The following is a 17,240-nucleotide window of genomic DNA, read 5'->3' as shown; positions in this document are numbered from 1 at the left end:
TTTTTGAGATGCTGGTCAGAGAAGGAGGAAATTATGAAATATTTACGACACGCAAAAATTCTTGAAATCATTAACCAACGTGATATTGAGACTCAGGAGGAGCTCACACGCGCTCTGAAGGAATTGGGTATGAACGTGACGCAGGCAACTGTTTCACGGGATATAAAAGAACTGCGGCTAATCAAACAAATGTCTCGAAACGGACGGTACAAGTATGCTTCCCTGGCAAGTCAGGAATCGATGCTGACTGATCGCTTGGTGCGCCTGTTTAAAGAATCCATTGTATCGTTGGATCATGCCGGCAACATTCTTGTGTTGCGCACCATCCCCGCCGCCGCTCAGGCAGCAGCTTCTGCCATTGATGCTGCCGGGTTTGATGAGGTGGTTGGTACCATAGCAGGAGATGATACTATTTTTGTGCTTATACGTCAGGCCGAAGATGTGGATGAAGTCAAAGAACGGTTCAGAAAATTGACAGAATAGGATTTGAATATTGGGGGATATCTATGCTGCTGGAACTGAAAATCAACGATTTTGCTTTGATTGATGATTTGCAGCTATCTTTCAGTCCCGGATTAACTGTGTTATCCGGAGAAACTGGTGCTGGTAAATCCATTGTGGTGGACGCTGTCAGTATGTGTCTTGGCGGACGCGCAGACCGGGATCTGGTTAAGAGCGGTGCCGCAAAAGCACATATTCAGTCAGTTTTCGAGGTTGACTGGCAACCGGAGGCAACCCATGCCAGACTACTTCAAGAAGCTGGTGTTGTCGGCGAAGATATACATCAGTTGATTGTCAGCCGAGAAATTCATGCTACCGGTAGAAGTGTCAGTAGAATCAACGGTATTATTGTTACCCAACAGTTATTAAGACAAGTGATGCAGCATGTGGCAGACCTTCATGGTCAACATGAACATCAGTCACTGCTTCAGCAGGAAAGCCACTTGAGTTTGCTGGATAGCTTTGGAGGAGATACTCTTCAGGAGATTAAGGAGGAATATCTTCAATGTTACCAAGCGCTTTGTCGCCTGCGCCAAAATTTACACCAGTTAGGATCCAGCGAAACTGAACGCGCACGTGAACTGGATTTTGTATCGTTTCAGATTCAGGAGATAGAGGAAGCCCAGCTTCAGCCTGACGAAGAAGAGATGCTGAATAAAAAAAATGATCTGCTTCGCCATGCTCAGCAAATCACCACCGCATTGGGTACTTTTCATGAAGAAATCTATGAAGGGTCCATGGGATCGACGGTACTTGATACCTTGAGCAAGAATACCAAAGCACTTTGGACCGTTTCTGGCTACAGTCCTGAACTGGGGGATTTTGCAAGTCAGGCAGAAGAGCTCCAGATCAGACTTCAGGATTTGTCCCAGGAGTTGAAACGATATCTTGAATCCATTGAGTTTGACCCTGAAGAAATCACACGCATTCAGGTGCGTTTGGACCTTATTCATAATTTAAAGCGAAAGTATGGTGCTTCTGTAGTTGACATACTTGCCTTTCAAAAACAACTTCAGCAAAAATATGAATCTTTAATTAACAGTGAAACGTATTATCAGAAAATAATGGCCGATTTAAGTGAACATCAGGGCAAAACTTTGGAACTGGCACAAAAATTAAGCCGACAGCGTAAAATCATTGCATCTAAACTGGAAGAGGAAATGATAGCAGTGTTGCATGATTTAAAAATGGGTAAAACTATTTTTAAGATCGCCCACACTATTTCTGAGAGTAGCTCTTTAGATGAAAATGGCATTGATGTTGTTGCTTTCCTGATTTCTACTAATCCAGGGGAGCCTGTTAAACCACTTTCCAAAATTGCTTCTGGTGGAGAAATGTCCAGAATTATGTTGGCCTTCAAAACTATTTTTGCCCGCATCGATGCAATTCCAACACTCATTTTTGATGAAATTGACGCTGGAATCAGCGGACGTGCCGCTCAGGTTGTTGGCGAAAAGATGTCATTTGTCGCAGGTCATCACCAAGTCATATGTATCACACATTTACCACAGATTGCTGCTCTGGCAGATCACCACCTGTATATTGAAAAACAGGTGATGGATGAGAGAACACAAGTCCACGTCAGGTACCTTTCTGAAGAAGAACGACTCTATGAGCTGGGAAGACTAATGGATGGGAATATATCGGAAATAACTTTAACTCATGCCCGTGAAATGCGTCAGAAAGCTACTCAAGTTACAAAAAAACAACAACGTTCTTAGTACCGTTTTTTCAACCAGGAGCTTAAAACGTCCTCAACGGCCCGACGACTTATGTCTGTTTCATACCCACGTTGATAAAGAGATTGCATCATTCGGCGTCGTAGCATGGGTTCCTCCGGTTCTTTCGCCTCCCAGCGTTGAAGGGTTTTTTCTGCCAAGGCCAGTGCATGATCGTAGAGTGCGGGTTCAGCATCTTCACGTGCTTTTACTAACGATTCATCTCTTTCCATTTCCTTGATCACACGATAAATCACGTCACTCGTAAAACCACGACTGAAAAGTTTGCGTGTCAATTGGTCCAGATTTTTTCTAAGTGGCATGTCCAGTGCTGAAAGCATGAATTTCCGAGCCAGCGCCAAAGCCTTTTTCTCGTCTTCCTTTTCATCATAAACTTCCATGGCCTGCTGAATCAGTTCGTCATCAATTCCTTTACGAGCCAGTTTTCCGGGCAGACTGTTTTTTCCTTTTAAAGGATGCTGCATTGTCATCTCCGACACCCGTCGAGTGAAACTTTCATCATTTATATATCCATAATCAGATAGTCTGCTCAAGGTTTCAGTAATTTCTTTTGGAGTATATTCCTTTATTTTTAGATATTTTTCCATTTCCTGTCGAGTACGTGACTGATAGGATAAGTAGTTTAGAGCGGCTGATATTGCTTCGGGCTTTTTTTTCATGAGGCGCACCTCCCTTAATGAGCACATCATTTTGATTACTCTCATTGTACCGAAACTGAACAACTTGTCAATCATCTTCAAAAAAGGTATGATGAAGTCACTGAAGAATGTTGCAAAGGGTGATTCTGAAAGGAGCCGTTGGAGTAAATGTATGAGAAGACTCTGAAGTCGGCACGAATTTATGAAGGAAAAATAATCAATGTGCGGGTCGATACAGTTGAACTTCCTGATCAGAAGTATTCTAAGCGGGAAATCGTCGAACATTCCGGTGCAGCAGCGGTGGTTCCCATCACCCAGGAAGGTGATGTTATTCTGGTTAAGCAATTTCGCAAACCAGTGGAAGACGTTTTGCTCGAAATACCAGCAGGTAGACTTGAAACCAAGGAATCAGCAGATAATTGTGCTTTCCGGGAACTGTTGGAAGAGACTGGTTATCGGGCAGGGCAACTGGACAAACTGACAGCCTATTATTCCAGTCCAGGTTTCTCCAACGAAGTAATTCATCTCTACCTGGCAAGAGATCTGACAGAAGGTCAAGCACAGCCTGATGAAGATGAATATCTGGAAATCACTAAGATTCCATTGTCTGAAGCACTGACGATGGTTCATAACGGATCAATACAGGATAGTAAAACCATCATTGGATTGTTGATGGCTGCCAGCAGGGTGTGACAATAAAACAGTAAGGAGACTGTCATGGAAGCTTTGATGCAGCAGTACAGAACTTATCTGGTAAAAGATCGGAAGCTGTCATCCAACACGCTGGAATCTTATCAGCGAGATTTGCAGCAATTTTTCGTATATCTGGGCGAACAGGGTGTACCTCATCCGCGCGATGCCAGCCAAACAACGCTGATCGGTTACTGTCTTTCGATGGAGCATAAGGGCCGGGCACCTTCAACAATAGCACGCAATGTTGCCTCATTACGCTGCTTTTATCATTATCTTCTGCAACAACAGATGATCCGGCAAAATCCGGCAGAACAACTGGAATCTCCCAGAAGTCAAAAGCGTCTTCCCAGCATACTTTCTTTTGACGAAGTTGAAAAACTCTTACACCAACCCTCCGGCAAAGGATTTAAAGCTTACCGAGACAAGGCGATGCTTGAGCTTCTGTATGCAACGGGTATCCGGGTTTCTGAGTTGATCTCGTTGCATTTAAAAGATGTGGACCTTTCATTGGGATTTGTACGCTGTTGTCAGGAACGTTCCCGCGAACGAATTATTCCACTGGGTTCTAAAGCAATTGAATCTGTTCGCAGATATCTGGAAAAATATCGGCCACATAGTGATCAGACACTCTTGTTTCTTAATGTGCAGGGAAAGCCATTGACGCGTCAAGGATTTTGGAAAATAGTCAAATCTTATGCAGTCAAAGCCGGTATTGATAAGCCCATCACACCGCATACACTAAGGCATTCTTTTGCAACTCATCTGCTTCAAAATGGGGCGGATCTCCAAGCTGTTCAAGAAATGATGGGGCACTCAGACATTTCCACCACCCAAGTTTATGCTCAAATGATTCATAGCCGGATTAAAGATGTCTACAACAAAGCTCATCCCCGGGCATAATCGTTGCATATCAGTGCCTGTTCCGCAATGTTATTTTTGCTGTACAGGACAATGAAAGGAGTTTTGCCCATGATTAATCGAGTCATTCTACTGATTCTGGATAGTGTCGGTATCGGTGCTCTGCCAGATGCCCATGATTTTGGAGATGTGGGAGCCAATACACTGGGAAATATCATCAAGAGTACCGGTGGTATTGCCCTCCCTCATATGCAGGCCCTCGGCCTTGGAAATATCGAGGGAATCGAAGGAATTGATGCCGTTACCCTTCCCCAGGGTGCTTATGGTCGTTCTGCAGAAATTTCCAGCGGAAAAGACACCACTACAGGCCACTGGGAAATAGCAGGGCTTCATATTAAAGAACCATTTAAAACTTTCCCCGATGGGTTTCCCAAGGAAATTATGACAAGGTTTGAGAAAGCAATTGGCCGGGGAACCCTTGGAAATTACGCAGCATCTGGCACGGCTATCATAGAAGAACTGGGAGCCGAACATATGGCAACGGGCAAGCCCATCGTATACACCTCTGCCGACAGTGTGTTTCAGGTTGCTGCCCACGAATCAGTGATTTCTATCGATGAACTTTACCAAATGTGCGTCATCGCAAGAGAAATCATGCGTGGCGACTATGCGCTGGCTCGGATTATTGCACGTCCTTTCACAGGAGAACCCGGCAGTTTTTCACGCACCCACCGCCGCAAAGACTACTCCCTTGATCCCACAGGTAAAACCATGCTGGACTATGCTGCAGAAGCGGGATATGAGGTGGTTGCAGTTGGAAAAATCGAAGATATCTTCAATGGTAAAGGCATCACCCACGCTGTCCACACAGAGAATAACATGGATGGTATCGATCAAACACTTAAAATGATGGAAGCATTCCCTACCGGACTGATTTTCACTAATCTTGTAGATTTCGATATGAAATATGGTCATCGCCGTGATTCCAGTGGTTATCGAAAAGCACTTGAAGAGGCCGATGCCCGATTGCCGGAGATTTTGTCTCGAATGTTACCGCATGATTTATTAATCATCACTGCGGATCATGGCAACGACCCAACTTTCAAAGGCAGTGACCACACGCGGGAATATGTGCCGATTCTGGCAGCCGGTGATCTGGTAAGAAAAGGAACTGATTTGGGTACCCGAAGAACCTTTGCCGACATTTCCAGCACTGTTTCTGAAGTACTGAAAACAAAAGACACAGGTGTGGGATCAAGTTTTGCAGCTGAACTTTTTGACAAAGTATAGCCGCCATCAGTCTCCCCTATGAATGCCGTCAGTACACTGTCGGCATTCATTTCCTTATATCGTGAGTACTTGTTAATCACCATATTCTGACAGGAGTGATAATGATGATTTCTCAGGAAATGATTCATGAAGCTGCAAGCGCCATCCAAGAACGATGCTCAATTAAACCATCTGTTGGACTGATTCTCGGATCAGGCCTTGGCGTTATGGCAGATGAAGTCGAAATGCCGGTCTGCATACCGTATGCTGATATTCCACACTTTCCACTCTCAACTGTTGAAGGGCATGCCGGCGAACTGGTGGTTGGCACCTTAAGCGGAAAGCCTGTTGTTATGATGAAGGGGCGTTTCCATCTTTATGAAGGTTATCATCCTTCTCTCATTGCTTTCCCTATCAGGGTACTGGCAGCTTTGGGCATTCATCAGCTGTTTGTTACCAATGCTGCAGGTGGCGTCAATGAGTCATTTTCTCCCGGTGACTTAATGTTGATAACAGACCATCTGAATGTGGCAGGTACTAATCCTTTAATAGGAAAAAATGATGATCGCCTGGGCCCCCGTTTTCCTGATATGTCGAATGCGTATGACCTTGATCTTCGGGAGATTGCTAAAGAATCTGCGAAAAAGCAGGATTTACTACTTCGCGAAGGAGTGTATGCCTGGATGACAGGGCCAAACTATGAAACTCCTGCAGAAATTCGCATGCTGCGAAAACTTGGAGCTGATGCCGTGGGAATGTCCACTGTTCCCGAAGTACTGGTGGCAGTCCACAGTGGACTAAAAGTACTTGGTATATCTTGCATCACCAATATGGCGGCAGGTATTCTCGATCAGCCATTGAACCATCACGAAGTGATGGAGACAGCTCAACAGGTGGAAAAAGCTTTCAAACAACTGATTCGCGATATTCTTCAAACGCTCTAAGGAGGCCTGTCATGATGACACCATTACAAATGGTTGCAGAATCAACTGCTTTTTTGAATGAAAAAATCAAATTAAAGCCGACGATTGGCTGCATTTTAGGTTCAGGCTTAGGTGATTTGGCAGACCACATGACAGAGGCTGTGGTGATTCCTTATGAAACTATCCCGCATTTTCCGGTATCTACGGTGGAAGGCCATGCTGGACATTTGGTTGTTGGATCTTTGGGAGGTAAATCTGTTGCAATAATGAAAGGTCGATTCCACTATTATGAAGGTTACTCGATGCAAGCAGTAACTTATCCAATAAGGGTTATGAAGGCACTGGGTATTTCCTCACTCATCGTTACTAATGCCTGTGGTGGTTTGAATCCCAGTTTTCATGCCGGTGGTTTGATGTTGATTTCCGATCATTTGAATCTGACTGGAGACAACCCTCTCATCGGTGCAAATGTGAATGAATGGGGCCCCCGTTTTCCAGATCTTTCCAATGCTTATGATGCAAGTCTCCGAAAAAAAGCCGGCGCGATTGCCCAGCAGTTGAATATCGATCTATTCGAAGGCGTCTATGCATCTATCAGCGGCCCAAACTACATGGCCAGAGCAGAGCTTGCTATGTTAACTTATTTGGGAGCTGATGTTGTAGGGATGTCAACCGCACCTGAAGTCATCGTGGCCAATCATGCAGAAATTCGGGTGCTGGGTATTTCCTGCATCACGGATATGGCAATTCCTGATTCGCTGGTATCCATCAGCCATGAAGAAGTGATGGCTGTGGCTGAAAAAACGAAACCCACTTTTATCAAGCTGGTTAAGCAAATTATCGAAGAAGCCTTTTAGGGAGGATACCACCGTGCGTATGTTGGATCTAATATTGAAAAAGAAAAATGGCGGCACTTTATCAAAAGCAGAAATTCAGTTTTTTATTCAGGGAGTAACCCACGACACCATCCCCGACTATCAGACGGCTGCTTTTCTCATGGCTGTTTGCTTTCAGGGCATGACGCCACAGGAAACATCCGCATTAACTGAAGCTATGATGTATTCTGGAGATACCATTGATCTCTCTGAGATTCACGGAGTGAAAGTTGACAAGCACAGTACCGGCGGAGTAGGCGACAAAACAACCATTGCGCTGGGACCCATGGTTGCCGCCTGCGGTATTCCAGTTGCCAAAATGTCAGGTCGGGGTCTGGGCCATACAGGAGGCACCATCGATAAACTGGAGTCATTTAAAGGATTTCAAACAGCACTTCCCATCAGGCAATTCATGAATCAGGTCAATGAAATCAAACTGGCTGTAGCCGGCCAGACTGCCAACCTTGCACCGGCTGATAAAAAACTATACGCTTTAAGAGATGTCACCGGCACAGTGGAAAATGTTTCTCTAATTGCCAGCAGTGTCATGTCGAAAAAATTGGCTAGTGGTGCTGATGCCATTGTATTGGATGTCAAAACCGGTAGCGGTGCTTTTATGAAAACAAAAGAAGAAGCAGTCAATTTGGCCCGCACAATGGTGGAAATCGGAAAACATATGGGAAGAAAGACCGTCGCATTAGTGACAGACATGGACCAGCCTCTTGGAAAATCTGTGGGCAATATACTTGAAGTGAAAGAAGCCATTGATGTTCTGAAAGGTCAGGGACCAAAAGACATTACTGAATTATGCATACAGCTGGGCGCATGGATGTTGGTACTTGGCGAATGTGCCGCTGATTTGGATGAGGGTAAAGCAGCAATGAAAAAAAGTATTACTTCTGGCAGTGCGCTTGAAAGCATGCGCCAATTTATTGCCAGCCAAGGCGGTGATCCCCGATATGTGGATGATCCTTCTTTGTTTGACTCTGCCAGCTATTTAATTGAAGTTACCTCACCTGGAAGCGGTATTGTAACGCATATTGATGCGGAAGGAATCGGTCGTGCTGCTCTGGTATTGGGAGCCGGCCGGGAACAAAAGGACAGTCAGATTGACCTGGCAGTCGGCATTGTTCTGAATAAAAAAGTGGGTGATGAGGTTGCATTGGGTGAATCAATAGCAACACTTCATGTGAATGACCTTTCAAAGGTTGAAGAATCAGAATTGATCTTGCTGGCATCATACCTCATTGGAGAACAGGCACCTGAACCAAACCCATTGATTTATGCAGTTATTCAAGCCTAAAATGTCATTTCATTGAGTCACTTAATTGGAAAAGCCGTTTGTGGCAAGGAGGCAGCTTCATGAAACTCATTACCAGCCATCAAAATCTGGATTTCGACGGACTGGCCAGCATGGTGGCTTGTTCAAAGTTGCATGCCGATGCCTTAATGGCTTTTTCTGGCAATTTGGAGCAGGAAGTGAAACGTTTTTATAGTTTCTATAAAAATGTGCTGCCCATCAAATATTCCAATAAGATTCGCCTTGAAATGGTGAAAGAGCTGATTCTGGTGGATATTCACACCTCTGATCGTATCGGAAAATTCAGTGAGATCATCAATCACGTTCCGGTCACCATCTATGATCATCACTTTCCAGCAGACAAAGCCATTGAAGGAGCGCAGCTGGATATGAAGCCCTATGGCGCAACCGTCACGCTTCTGATAGAAAAGCTCATGGCGGCGAAAATTCCTGTTAACCCCTTTGAAGCGACATTATTTACTCTTGGGATTTACGCCGACACCAACTGCCTCACTTTTAACAATACCACCAGCAATGATGCAAAAGCATTAGCCTGGCTTTTGGAAATGGAAGCAAATCTTGAGATTGTCAATGAGTACGTACGGGATGCCTGGAGCCATGATCATGAACACATTTTTTCCACATTGCTTAACAATGCCGAAACCCATGAGATCAATCACTTCAGAATTGGCATTGCCACGTACGAAAGTGATACATTTGTCAATGAAATCGGTATTATTGCCAATAAAATGCTGGAAGTTCTTCGGGCAGATGCAGTATTTATGATTGTTCGCATGGAATCACGTTGCTATATCATTGGCAGAAGCATGGAAAACAACGTTAATATTCCTTTCGTACTGGAACCTTTTGGCGGTGCGGGACATCCTCGGGCTGCTTCAGCCACTATCAAGGATGGTCTTCCTTTTCAATTGAAACCGCAGTTGCTGACCTCATTGAAAGAACGAATCAAACCCCAGGTGGTGGCCCGTGAAATAATGAGCCGCCCGGTTAAAACCATTCAATCCGGCCTTTCGATAGAAGAAGCGAACAAAATTCTGTTGCGGTACGGTCACACAGGCATGCCTGTGATCAATGAGCAGCAACAAATTTGTGGAATTATTTCTAGAACCGACATCGAGAAAGCCATGAATCATCACTTGGGTCACGCACCGGTAAAGGCCTTTATGAGTCATGAAGTTATCAGTATTTCTGCCGACACCTCCGTGGGTGACATAAATGAATTATTGGTAACTCACAACATCGGGCGGCTGCCGGTGATGGAAGATGATCAGATTATTGGCATTGTCACAAGAACTGATCTGCTTAAATATCTACACGGAAGTCATGCTTCTTACTGGTATCAGAAAATATTTCTTGACCCTGATGTCGAAACCTTTAACTGCCGCCAAGCATTGGAACAACTGTCAAGCAATATCTTTGAATTGCTGCGAACAGCGGGAACTGTCGGTGATGAACTCAATCAGAATGTCTATGTGGTGGGCGGTTTTGTCAGAGATCTCATGCTGAAAACCGACAACTGGGACATTGACTTCGTCACTGAAGGTGACGGTATCGTCTTTGCAAAAGCCCTTCACCAGGCGGTGGGCGGCAAACTCACCGTCCATCCACAGTTTGAAACCGCTGTCATTCGTTTATCCAGTCATATTACACTGGATGTTGTCACGGCGCGAAGGGAATACTACGAGTATCCTGCCGCATTGCCAAAAGTGGAAAAGAGCAACATATGGAGCGACTTATTTCGACGTGATTTTACCATTAATTGTATGGCCATCTGTTTGAATCAGTCTTCTTTTGGAGATATGAGCGACTATTTTGGCGGCATGAAAGACCTTCAAAACAAGTCTATTCGCGTACTTTATAATTTAAGTTTTATTGAAGATCCGACACGCATTTTTAGAGCTATACGTTTTGCAGCTCGACTTGGTTTTCACTTGGAGGTTTCTACACGTCAATTTTTACAACAGGCACTACAAAACGATATGATTCGGCGCCTCAGTCATGACCGTATCCGTGAAGAGTTTCTTCATATGATTAGAGAGCAGGAATCCTTTCATCACAGCATGACGCTGATGAAAGAACTGGGTGTTTTCCAGGCCCTACATTCTGGCTTCATTGTACAGTCCCACACACTGGAACGTCTGAAGGGTATTCGTTTTGCAATGGAGGGTTTCAGACAATTATCGCCATCATCCTTCAATCAAACAGTTGTCATGTTGATGCAAATTATGTCTGAAGTACCGCCGGCATATTTGGAAGAAGTATGCCAAATTTTAGTTGCCAACCAAACACTCATTCAGCAAATGATGAAGTCAATGAACCAACGAGACACCATTTATCATATTCTGAAAGAAGACGAGGTAGATCGCTTTACTATATATCAATTGCTTCGACCACACACCGAAGAGGCGCTTATGTTTTTCTACAATGACTCCGATGATCCATATATCCGGCATTACATTGCTTTTTATTTGCTTAAACTGAGACATATTCAGCTGACCATTTCAGGTAATGATCTCAAATCACTGGGAATCAATCCAGGTCCAATTTATCGTCGCATCTTGGATAATGTGCTGAAAGCAAAGGTGCTTGGCACCATTTATGATCATGATGGTGAACTGAAATACGCTGAAAACTTATATAACAGACTGAAGGAGGCACCACATGCTTAATTTTGACTTAAACCGAATCATCATGATTTTGCCTGGTATATTACTGGGTTTAACCATTCACGAGTTTTCTCATGGTTACATGGCTTACCGATTAGGAGATCCCACAGCAAAAAATAATGGCAGACTGACCCTGAATCCTATTGCTCACATAGATCCTTTTGGATTTTTAATGCTCCTGTTTGCAGGATTTGGCTGGGCAAAACCCGTCCCGGTTAACCCCTATTATTTTACCGGTGACCGGCGCAGAGGAACATTGCTGGTATCACTGGCCGGTCCGGTTTCAAATATCGTGACGGCAACCCTGCTGACAGTGATTCTTGGAATGGTCATTCGGATCACCGGAGGGCCTGGTCTACTCGTGCAGCAATTATTCTTCTCAGCTATTTCAATCAACCTGGTGCTGGCAGTTTTTAACCTTTTTCCAATACCGCCGCTGGATGGCTCAAAAATTCTTATATCGCTATTTCCCTCAAGATTTGAACATGCATTTTATGAGTTGGAGCGATACACCTACATTATTCTGATTCTGTTATTGTTTCTGGGTGTCATCAGACGCATTCTGTTTCCCATTGTTAATGTGCTGTTTAATGGTCTCATGATGCTGCTGATGATGATTGTATGAAGGGGAGTCTCCAATGAGCGCCGACTTGAACCTAAAACTGAAGGTTTTTGAGGGACCGCTTGACCTCCTTTGTCATTTGATACAGGTAAACGAAATTGATATCTATGATATTCCCATCACAGAGATTACTCATCAATACATGGCCTATCTAAATGAACTGCAGTCTTTTCAGATGGAAGTGGCCAGTGAATTTTTAGTCATGGCGGCAACATTGATGGAAATCAAATCCCGAACTCTTTTGCCGGCAAACCGTTCAGCTGCAGCAGCAGGAGAAGAAGAGGAATCCCACGATCCTCGTGAAGAATTAGTTAGGCAATTACTTGAATATCAACAATTTCAGCAAGCTGCGGCATTTTTAAAAACTTTTGAGAATGGACAACCCCATTATTTCAAACCACCCGAGGATCTCTACGCGTTTGTCCAATCCTTATCATCTCCCGAACCAGCTGAACCCGAAATACTTGATATCGCTGGTCCCGAGGTATTGGCTAGTACCTTTTGTGATTTAATGAGAATATATCTCAACAGCAGAGGAGAAGAGAAGCAACAACCTATCACGATGGCCCGGGAACAATTTACCATTGCACAGCAAAACGAATATGTGCTTGACCAATTAAAAAAAGAACGGGTCCTTCATTTCACAACTTTTTTTCTATCACTCAATCACAGAGAAAAGATCATTGTCACTTTTTTAAGTTTGCTGGAATTAATGCGTACCAATCAGGTGATGGTGACAACAAATCCCAAAGGTCACGACTTGATCATTGTTTCAAGGTATTCATCCCATCGAGGCAGTCACTGACAGTCTATGATCATCGCCAGAAATGATTGTTTTGCTGTGGATTATGTAAAGAGGTGAATCATATTTTGGAAAGAGAAAAACAAAAAGCTGTTCTGGAAGCACTCCTTTTTGCTTATTCTGAGCCCATCAGCGCACCAGAACTATCCAAAGCCACGGGCTTCTCGCTTAAAGAAACCAGAGAGCTCCTTAGCGAACTGCGTGCAGATTATGCTTTTTATCACCGGGGCATGATTCTGCTGCAAATGGAAGATGACTATCAGTTGGCCACCAACCCGGTTTATGTTACGTACCTGGAAAAACTCATCACCCCCCGAAGTTATAAGACGCTTTCTCAGGCTTCTCTGGAAGCACTTGCCATCATTGCCTATAAGCAACCCATTACAAAGGCTGAAATCGAAGATATACGTGGTGTTAAATGCGACCAGGCGATACGCACACTACTTGAGAAGCACCTGATTGAAGACAAGGGAAGGCTGGAAAAAATTGGTCGTCCAATCATATATGGAACAACGTCACATTTTTTAAAAACTTTTGGTTTCACATCCCTGAGTGAACTGCCGGATACAAATGCGTTTCTCAAGAGTGATGAAAAATGTGTTAGTGGTGAAGAACTCCAACAAAGCATCGATTGATCGCTAGTGATAAAAAAACTGCTCTTCGGTACTATTCTTTAAATGCGTATTTAGCGAATAGTTCAATGGTAATTTTCTATGGGAGTGATTTCCATGAAACGTAAAATATCCACATCAACAAAACCAACAATAAAACGGCAGCTTCATGTTCACAATAAATCTGATAAACCTGATCACATTGTATTTCGAGAACAGAGCATGATTCAACGAAGTCTGGAAACGGAGCAAAAGCTACCGACATTTATGCAGGATTTTTTTCTGTACTTACGAAATGCTGTGGCACCATCGACCCGGCTTGCATATCTGGAAGATATCGTCTTTTTTTGCCAGTATCTGGTGGATGAAACAACACTTACCCAGGCTGCAAGCGTCCAGGACATTTTGCTCGATGAGTTTAGATCCATTACTGCTCGGGATATCAATTATTTCATCGGTCAATACTGTCAACGCTATACCATTCAAGAAACTCATCAGATTCGGGTCATGGAAAACCATCAACGTGCACTGGCACGAAAAAAATCTTCTCTTTCTGTGTTGTTTAAAAACCTTTATAGGGATGGATGGCTTCAAGTGAATATCACAGACGGTTTTAATCCCATTCAGCTTCCCAAGCCTCAACCTGATGCCATTAAGCGGTTGGATATTGATGAAGTGGTTCATTTGCTTGATCTTGTGGAAACGGGTGTGCAATTGTCAGCTAAAGAAAAAAAATACTGGGAAAGAACAAGGTTCCGTGATCGTGCTATTTTAGTGCTTTTCTTAACATATGGTCTTCGCGTCACCGAACTTCACCAGCTGAATATTTCATCTTTTAACTTTAGTAGAGGTGAATTTAAGATTTATCGAAAAAGGGGCAAAGAATCTCTGATGCCTATCAATCAATCCTGCGAACGCGTCATCCGGGATTATCTCAATAAAGAACGTCCTTCAGATGAAATCGTGGATGAAGAGCACCGTGATGCGCTGTTTCTGTCACTTCAAAAGAAACGAATGACGATACGCACCATACAAAATCTGGTGAAAAAATATACGGCACTTGTTCTGGGCACTACTGCCAAAAACGGATACAGTCCACACAAGCTTAGGGCTACTGCTGCTACTTCTCTTATTCAACAGGGATTCTCGATCTTTGATGTTCAAAATTTACTGGACCATGATAACGTAACGACAACACAGCTATATGCCGCCCATAAAAAAGATGTTAAACGAGAGATAGTAAAAAACTTTGAATGGCTGGACGATGAATCCAATGATATCGATCAATCATAGACAACCAATTCTCATATGTATATCAAAATCAAATTACCAGCTGGAAGAACGTTTGTTTGAACTACACTAATAATTATGCTATAATCATATTATGTGAATCAATCCTTGTTGATAGGTTGATAGAAAGGAGCCATCCCATGTATGAAGATCTAACGCTTAAACAGCGGGAAGTCATTCAATATATGAAGCAAACTCTGCGGGAAAAGGGATACCCCCCTTCAGTCAGGGAGATTGGACGGGCTGTGAATCTTCGCTCCACTTCCACTGTCCATAACCACCTGATCAACCTTGAGAAAAAAGGGTACATTAAACGCGACTCAACAAAACCACGGGCAATAGAAATATTTGATGCACCTTTCAGAAATGAAACTGCCGTCAGAAATCCGTTAAATATTCCCCTTGTCGGAACTGTAACTGCGGGCGAACCTATACTGGCTGTGGAAAATATTGAAGAGTACTTCTCTTTGCCTCACCATTTTGTTAACTCCGATGAGGAGATTTTTCTTCTGAAAGTTAAAGGAAACAGTATGATATCGGCCGGTATTATGAGTGATGACTTCGTAATGGTTCAGAAACAATCAAATGCAGTCAACGGTGATATCGTCGTTGCCATGTTGGATGATGAAGCAACCGTTAAACGTTTCTTTAAAGAAAAAGACTATTATCGCCTCCAACCTGAGAATCCTGAAATGGAGCCTATTATTGTACATGAAGTCGCTATTATTGGCAAAGTGATCGGTCTGTTACGACGCTACTGATGAGTACTTAAATGGTAATCACCATCAAAACGCTGGGTCACAGTAACTATTCGTAGTTGAATGGTTACTGTGACCCAGTGTTTTTTTCAAGATGATTCAATTTGTTATAAATTGATCACTGCATCAAGAGCTTTCATCACTCCAAATTTTGCATGGGGGTAGGTGAGTCCTCCCTGAAAATATACCTGGTATGGGGGGCGCATGGGTCCGTCGGCACTTAGCTCTATAGATGAACCCTGGATAAAGGCACCAGCCGCCATAATGACAGGATCCTGATAACCTGGCATATCCCACGCTACAGGTGTCACGTGATGATCCACTGGGGCAGCAGCCTGAACGCCCCTACAAAATGCTTTCACAGCTTCAGGAGTATTCAACTGGACACCTTGTATAATGTCGCTACGAGAAGCATTCCAAGTGGGTTGAACCTGATAGCCGGCACTTTCAAATACTTTTGCTGCAAGAATAGCTCCCTTAACTGCCTCACACACAATCATGGGCGCCAAAAATAGTCCTTGTAATACAGTGCGAGTTGTTCCAAAAGTCAAACCGCATTCTTTTCCAATTCCTGGCGCAGTTAGTCTGCTGGCAGCACGCTCTACCAGTTCAGCTTTTCCGGCCACATACCCGCCTGTTAATGCAATTCCGCCTCCAGGATTTTTAATCAAAGAACCAGCAATGATATCTGCACCCATTTCAAGAGGTTCTTTCAAGTCTAAAAATTCTCCATAGCAGTTATCTACCATAATGATGATTTCTGGCCAGCGAAGTTTTATCTGTTGAATCTGACTTTCGAGGTCTGTCAATGATAATGCAGGGCGAAATGAATACCCTGTAGATCGCTGAAAATACACCATCGTCGGTTTTTTTTCCAGGATAGCCTGATTGATTGCCTGTTGATCCAAAGAATTGTCTGGTTTTAGATTAATTTGACGGTAGTGGACGCCCGATTTAATTAAGCTTCCCGGATACTCACCCGCGAGTCCGATTAATTGGTGCAACGTATCATATGGCGCGCCTGTGACACACAATAATGAGTCTTCTGCAAACAAATTTCCTGCAAGCGCCAGGCTTAGAGCATGTGTGCCATTAACAATATTTGGTCTGACCAATGCGTCTTCCGCACCAAAAACGGAGGCAAATATCTCCTCCGTTTTTTCTCTTCCCGGATCATTGTAGCCGTACCCGGTGTACCATTGGAAATGATGGTCACTCAACTGAGCCTTTTGCATGGCTTTCAATACTTTATACTGATTGTATTCCTTAATGCTCTCTCTATTACGAAAAAGTGGATCTACTGCTTCTTCAGCGGCTTTCACCAAGCGAATAACCTGCGAACTGATCCCCAGTTGCTGAAGAATCTCTTCGGTTTCCTGCATATGTGATGACTCCCTTCAACTAGAGTGATTCCACAGGATCCTGTTGCGCCTGATAAAAGTTTACTGCTTTTGCAGGAATGATAGTCGAGATGGCATGTTTGTAAATCATTTGCTGCTTTCCTTCGCTGTCCAGCACGATGGTGTAATTGTCAAAGCCTTTCACATGTCCTCTCAATTGAAAACCATTCATCAGAAAAATAGTAATGGGAGTGTTTTCTTTTCTCACCTGATTTAAAAATACATCCTGTAGATTAATGCTGTTTTTCATTATTATGTTGCCCCTCTCTGTGTT

General features: G+C 43.6%; 17 protein-coding genes. 14 read left to right on the top strand and 3 right to left on the bottom strand.

The features are described from left to right. Window positions 1-33 precede the first annotated feature (33 nt). Both QOL74_RS05865 and recN read left to right on the top strand, forming a co-directional pair. Window positions 34-483: an arginine repressor gene (locus QOL74_RS05865; RefSeq protein ID WP_283408510.1), complete on the top strand. Its 450-nt coding sequence runs from the start codon at window positions 34-36 to the stop codon at window positions 481-483. Between the two features lie 23 nt (window positions 484-506). Beyond that, window positions 507-2,222 carry a DNA repair protein RecN gene (recN, locus tag QOL74_RS05860; RefSeq protein ID WP_283408509.1) on the top strand — a complete coding sequence of 572 codons (1,716 nt, stop codon included), beginning with the start codon at window positions 507-509 and terminating at the stop codon, window positions 2,220-2,222. Here recN and QOL74_RS05855 read toward each other — a convergent pair. Beyond that, window positions 2,219-2,899 (bottom strand): regulatory protein RecX, encoded by a 681-nt coding sequence (locus QOL74_RS05855; protein ID WP_283408508.1) that lies wholly within the window; start codon window positions 2,897-2,899, stop codon window positions 2,219-2,221. The genes recN and QOL74_RS05855 overlap by 4 nt on opposite strands. 147 nt (window positions 2,900-3,046) lie before the next feature. On the opposite strand from QOL74_RS05855, the gene QOL74_RS05850 reads away from it, so the two are divergent. The 12 genes from QOL74_RS05850 (at window position 3,047) to lexA (ending at window position 15,569) form a co-directional block, all read left to right on the top strand. Beyond that, window positions 3,047-3,571: an NUDIX domain-containing protein gene (locus QOL74_RS05850; RefSeq protein ID WP_283408507.1), complete on the top strand. Its 525-nt coding sequence runs from the start codon at window positions 3,047-3,049 to the stop codon at window positions 3,569-3,571. A gap of 24 nt (window positions 3,572-3,595) precedes the next feature. Continuing rightward, on the top strand, window positions 3,596-4,471 hold the full coding sequence (gene xerD, locus QOL74_RS05845; protein WP_283408506.1) for a site-specific tyrosine recombinase XerD: 876 nt from the start codon (window positions 3,596-3,598) through the stop codon (window positions 4,469-4,471). 72 nt (window positions 4,472-4,543) lie between these two features. Continuing rightward, window positions 4,544-5,719, top strand: a complete 1,176-nt coding sequence (locus tag QOL74_RS05840) for a phosphopentomutase (RefSeq protein WP_283408670.1) — start codon at window positions 4,544-4,546, stop codon at window positions 5,717-5,719. Between the two features lie 104 nt (window positions 5,720-5,823). Continuing rightward, window positions 5,824-6,642, top strand: coding sequence for a purine-nucleoside phosphorylase (locus tag QOL74_RS05835; RefSeq protein WP_283408505.1), 819 nt, complete (start codon window positions 5,824-5,826; stop codon window positions 6,640-6,642). Between the two features lie 14 nt (window positions 6,643-6,656). Continuing rightward, window positions 6,657-7,478, top strand: coding sequence for a purine-nucleoside phosphorylase (locus QOL74_RS05830; RefSeq protein WP_283408669.1), 822 nt, complete (start codon window positions 6,657-6,659; stop codon window positions 7,476-7,478). Window positions 7,479-7,491: 13 nt separating this feature from the next. Beyond that, window positions 7,492-8,799, top strand: a complete 1,308-nt coding sequence (locus QOL74_RS05825) for a pyrimidine-nucleoside phosphorylase (RefSeq protein WP_283408504.1) — start codon at window positions 7,492-7,494, stop codon at window positions 8,797-8,799. A gap of 59 nt (window positions 8,800-8,858) precedes the next feature. Next, entirely contained in the window at window positions 8,859-11,486 is a 2,628-nt protein-coding gene (locus tag QOL74_RS05820; protein WP_283408503.1) for a CBS domain-containing protein, read from the top strand. Continuing rightward, window positions 11,479-12,108 carry a site-2 protease family protein gene (locus tag QOL74_RS05815; RefSeq protein WP_283408502.1) on the top strand — a complete coding sequence of 210 codons (630 nt, stop codon included), beginning with the start codon at window positions 11,479-11,481 and terminating at the stop codon, window positions 12,106-12,108. Before QOL74_RS05820 ends, QOL74_RS05815 begins: the two co-directional genes overlap by 8 nt. A gap of 13 nt (window positions 12,109-12,121) precedes the next feature. Further along, window positions 12,122-12,910, top strand: coding sequence for a segregation and condensation protein A (locus tag QOL74_RS05810; RefSeq protein ID WP_283408501.1), 789 nt, complete (start codon window positions 12,122-12,124; stop codon window positions 12,908-12,910). 65 nt (window positions 12,911-12,975) lie between these two features. Next, a complete protein-coding gene (scpB, locus tag QOL74_RS05805; protein WP_283408500.1) occupies window positions 12,976-13,542 on the top strand; it encodes an SMC-Scp complex subunit ScpB in 567 nt (188 codons plus the stop codon). A gap of 93 nt (window positions 13,543-13,635) precedes the next feature. After that, window positions 13,636-14,811 (top strand): tyrosine-type recombinase/integrase, encoded by a 1,176-nt coding sequence (locus QOL74_RS05800; RefSeq protein ID WP_283408499.1) that lies wholly within the window; start codon window positions 13,636-13,638, stop codon window positions 14,809-14,811. Between the two features lie 137 nt (window positions 14,812-14,948). Continuing rightward, window positions 14,949-15,569, top strand: coding sequence for a transcriptional repressor LexA (lexA, locus tag QOL74_RS05795; protein ID WP_283408498.1), 621 nt, complete (start codon window positions 14,949-14,951; stop codon window positions 15,567-15,569). A 104-nt stretch (window positions 15,570-15,673) separates the two neighbouring features. On the opposite strand, the gene QOL74_RS05790 is transcribed toward lexA, so the two are convergent. Both QOL74_RS05790 and hfq read right to left on the bottom strand, forming a co-directional pair. After that, a complete protein-coding gene (locus QOL74_RS05790; protein ID WP_283408497.1) occupies window positions 15,674-16,948 on the bottom strand; it encodes a methionine gamma-lyase family protein in 1,275 nt (424 codons plus the stop codon). A 19-nt stretch (window positions 16,949-16,967) separates the two neighbouring features. Continuing rightward, window positions 16,968-17,219 (bottom strand): RNA chaperone Hfq, encoded by a 252-nt coding sequence (hfq, locus tag QOL74_RS05785; protein WP_430383863.1) that lies wholly within the window; start codon window positions 17,217-17,219, stop codon window positions 16,968-16,970. Between the last annotated feature and the right edge of the window lie 21 nt (window positions 17,220-17,240).

It is taken from the genome of Anoxynatronum buryatiense (genome assembly GCF_900182905.1).
Classification (GTDB): domain Bacteria; phylum Bacillota; class Clostridia; order Peptostreptococcales; family Tindalliaceae; genus Anoxynatronum; species Anoxynatronum buryatiense.
Note: the sequence above shows the minus strand (reverse complement) of the source record. Positions and strands in the feature narration are given on the sequence as shown.

Bases quoted from the DNA above. Each gene is read 5' to 3' on its own strand.
- QOL74_RS05865 (WP_283408510.1), top strand. From the start codon at position 34: ATGAAATATTTACGACACGCAAAAATTCTTGAAATCATTAACCAACGT.
- recN (WP_283408509.1), top strand. From the start codon at position 507: ATGCTGCTGGAACTGAAAATCAACGATTTTGCTTTGATTGATGATTTG.
- QOL74_RS05855 (WP_283408508.1), bottom strand. From the start codon at position 2,899: ATGAAAAAAAAGCCCGAAGCAATATCAGCCGCTCTAAACTACTTATCC.
- QOL74_RS05850 (WP_283408507.1), top strand. From the start codon at position 3,047: ATGTATGAGAAGACTCTGAAGTCGGCACGAATTTATGAAGGAAAAATA.
- xerD (WP_283408506.1), top strand. From the start codon at position 3,596: ATGGAAGCTTTGATGCAGCAGTACAGAACTTATCTGGTAAAAGATCGG.
- QOL74_RS05835 (WP_283408505.1), top strand. From the start codon at position 5,824: ATGATTTCTCAGGAAATGATTCATGAAGCTGCAAGCGCCATCCAAGAA.
- QOL74_RS05830 (WP_283408669.1), top strand. From the start codon at position 6,657: ATGACACCATTACAAATGGTTGCAGAATCAACTGCTTTTTTGAATGAA.
- QOL74_RS05820 (WP_283408503.1), top strand. From the start codon at position 8,859: ATGAAACTCATTACCAGCCATCAAAATCTGGATTTCGACGGACTGGCC.
- QOL74_RS05815 (WP_283408502.1), top strand. From the start codon at position 11,479: ATGCTTAATTTTGACTTAAACCGAATCATCATGATTTTGCCTGGTATA.
- QOL74_RS05810 (WP_283408501.1), top strand. From the start codon at position 12,122: ATGAGCGCCGACTTGAACCTAAAACTGAAGGTTTTTGAGGGACCGCTT.
- QOL74_RS05800 (WP_283408499.1), top strand. From the start codon at position 13,636: ATGAAACGTAAAATATCCACATCAACAAAACCAACAATAAAACGGCAG.
- lexA (WP_283408498.1), top strand. From the start codon at position 14,949: ATGTATGAAGATCTAACGCTTAAACAGCGGGAAGTCATTCAATATATG.
- QOL74_RS05790 (WP_283408497.1), bottom strand. From the start codon at position 16,948: ATGCAGGAAACCGAAGAGATTCTTCAGCAACTGGGGATCAGTTCGCAG.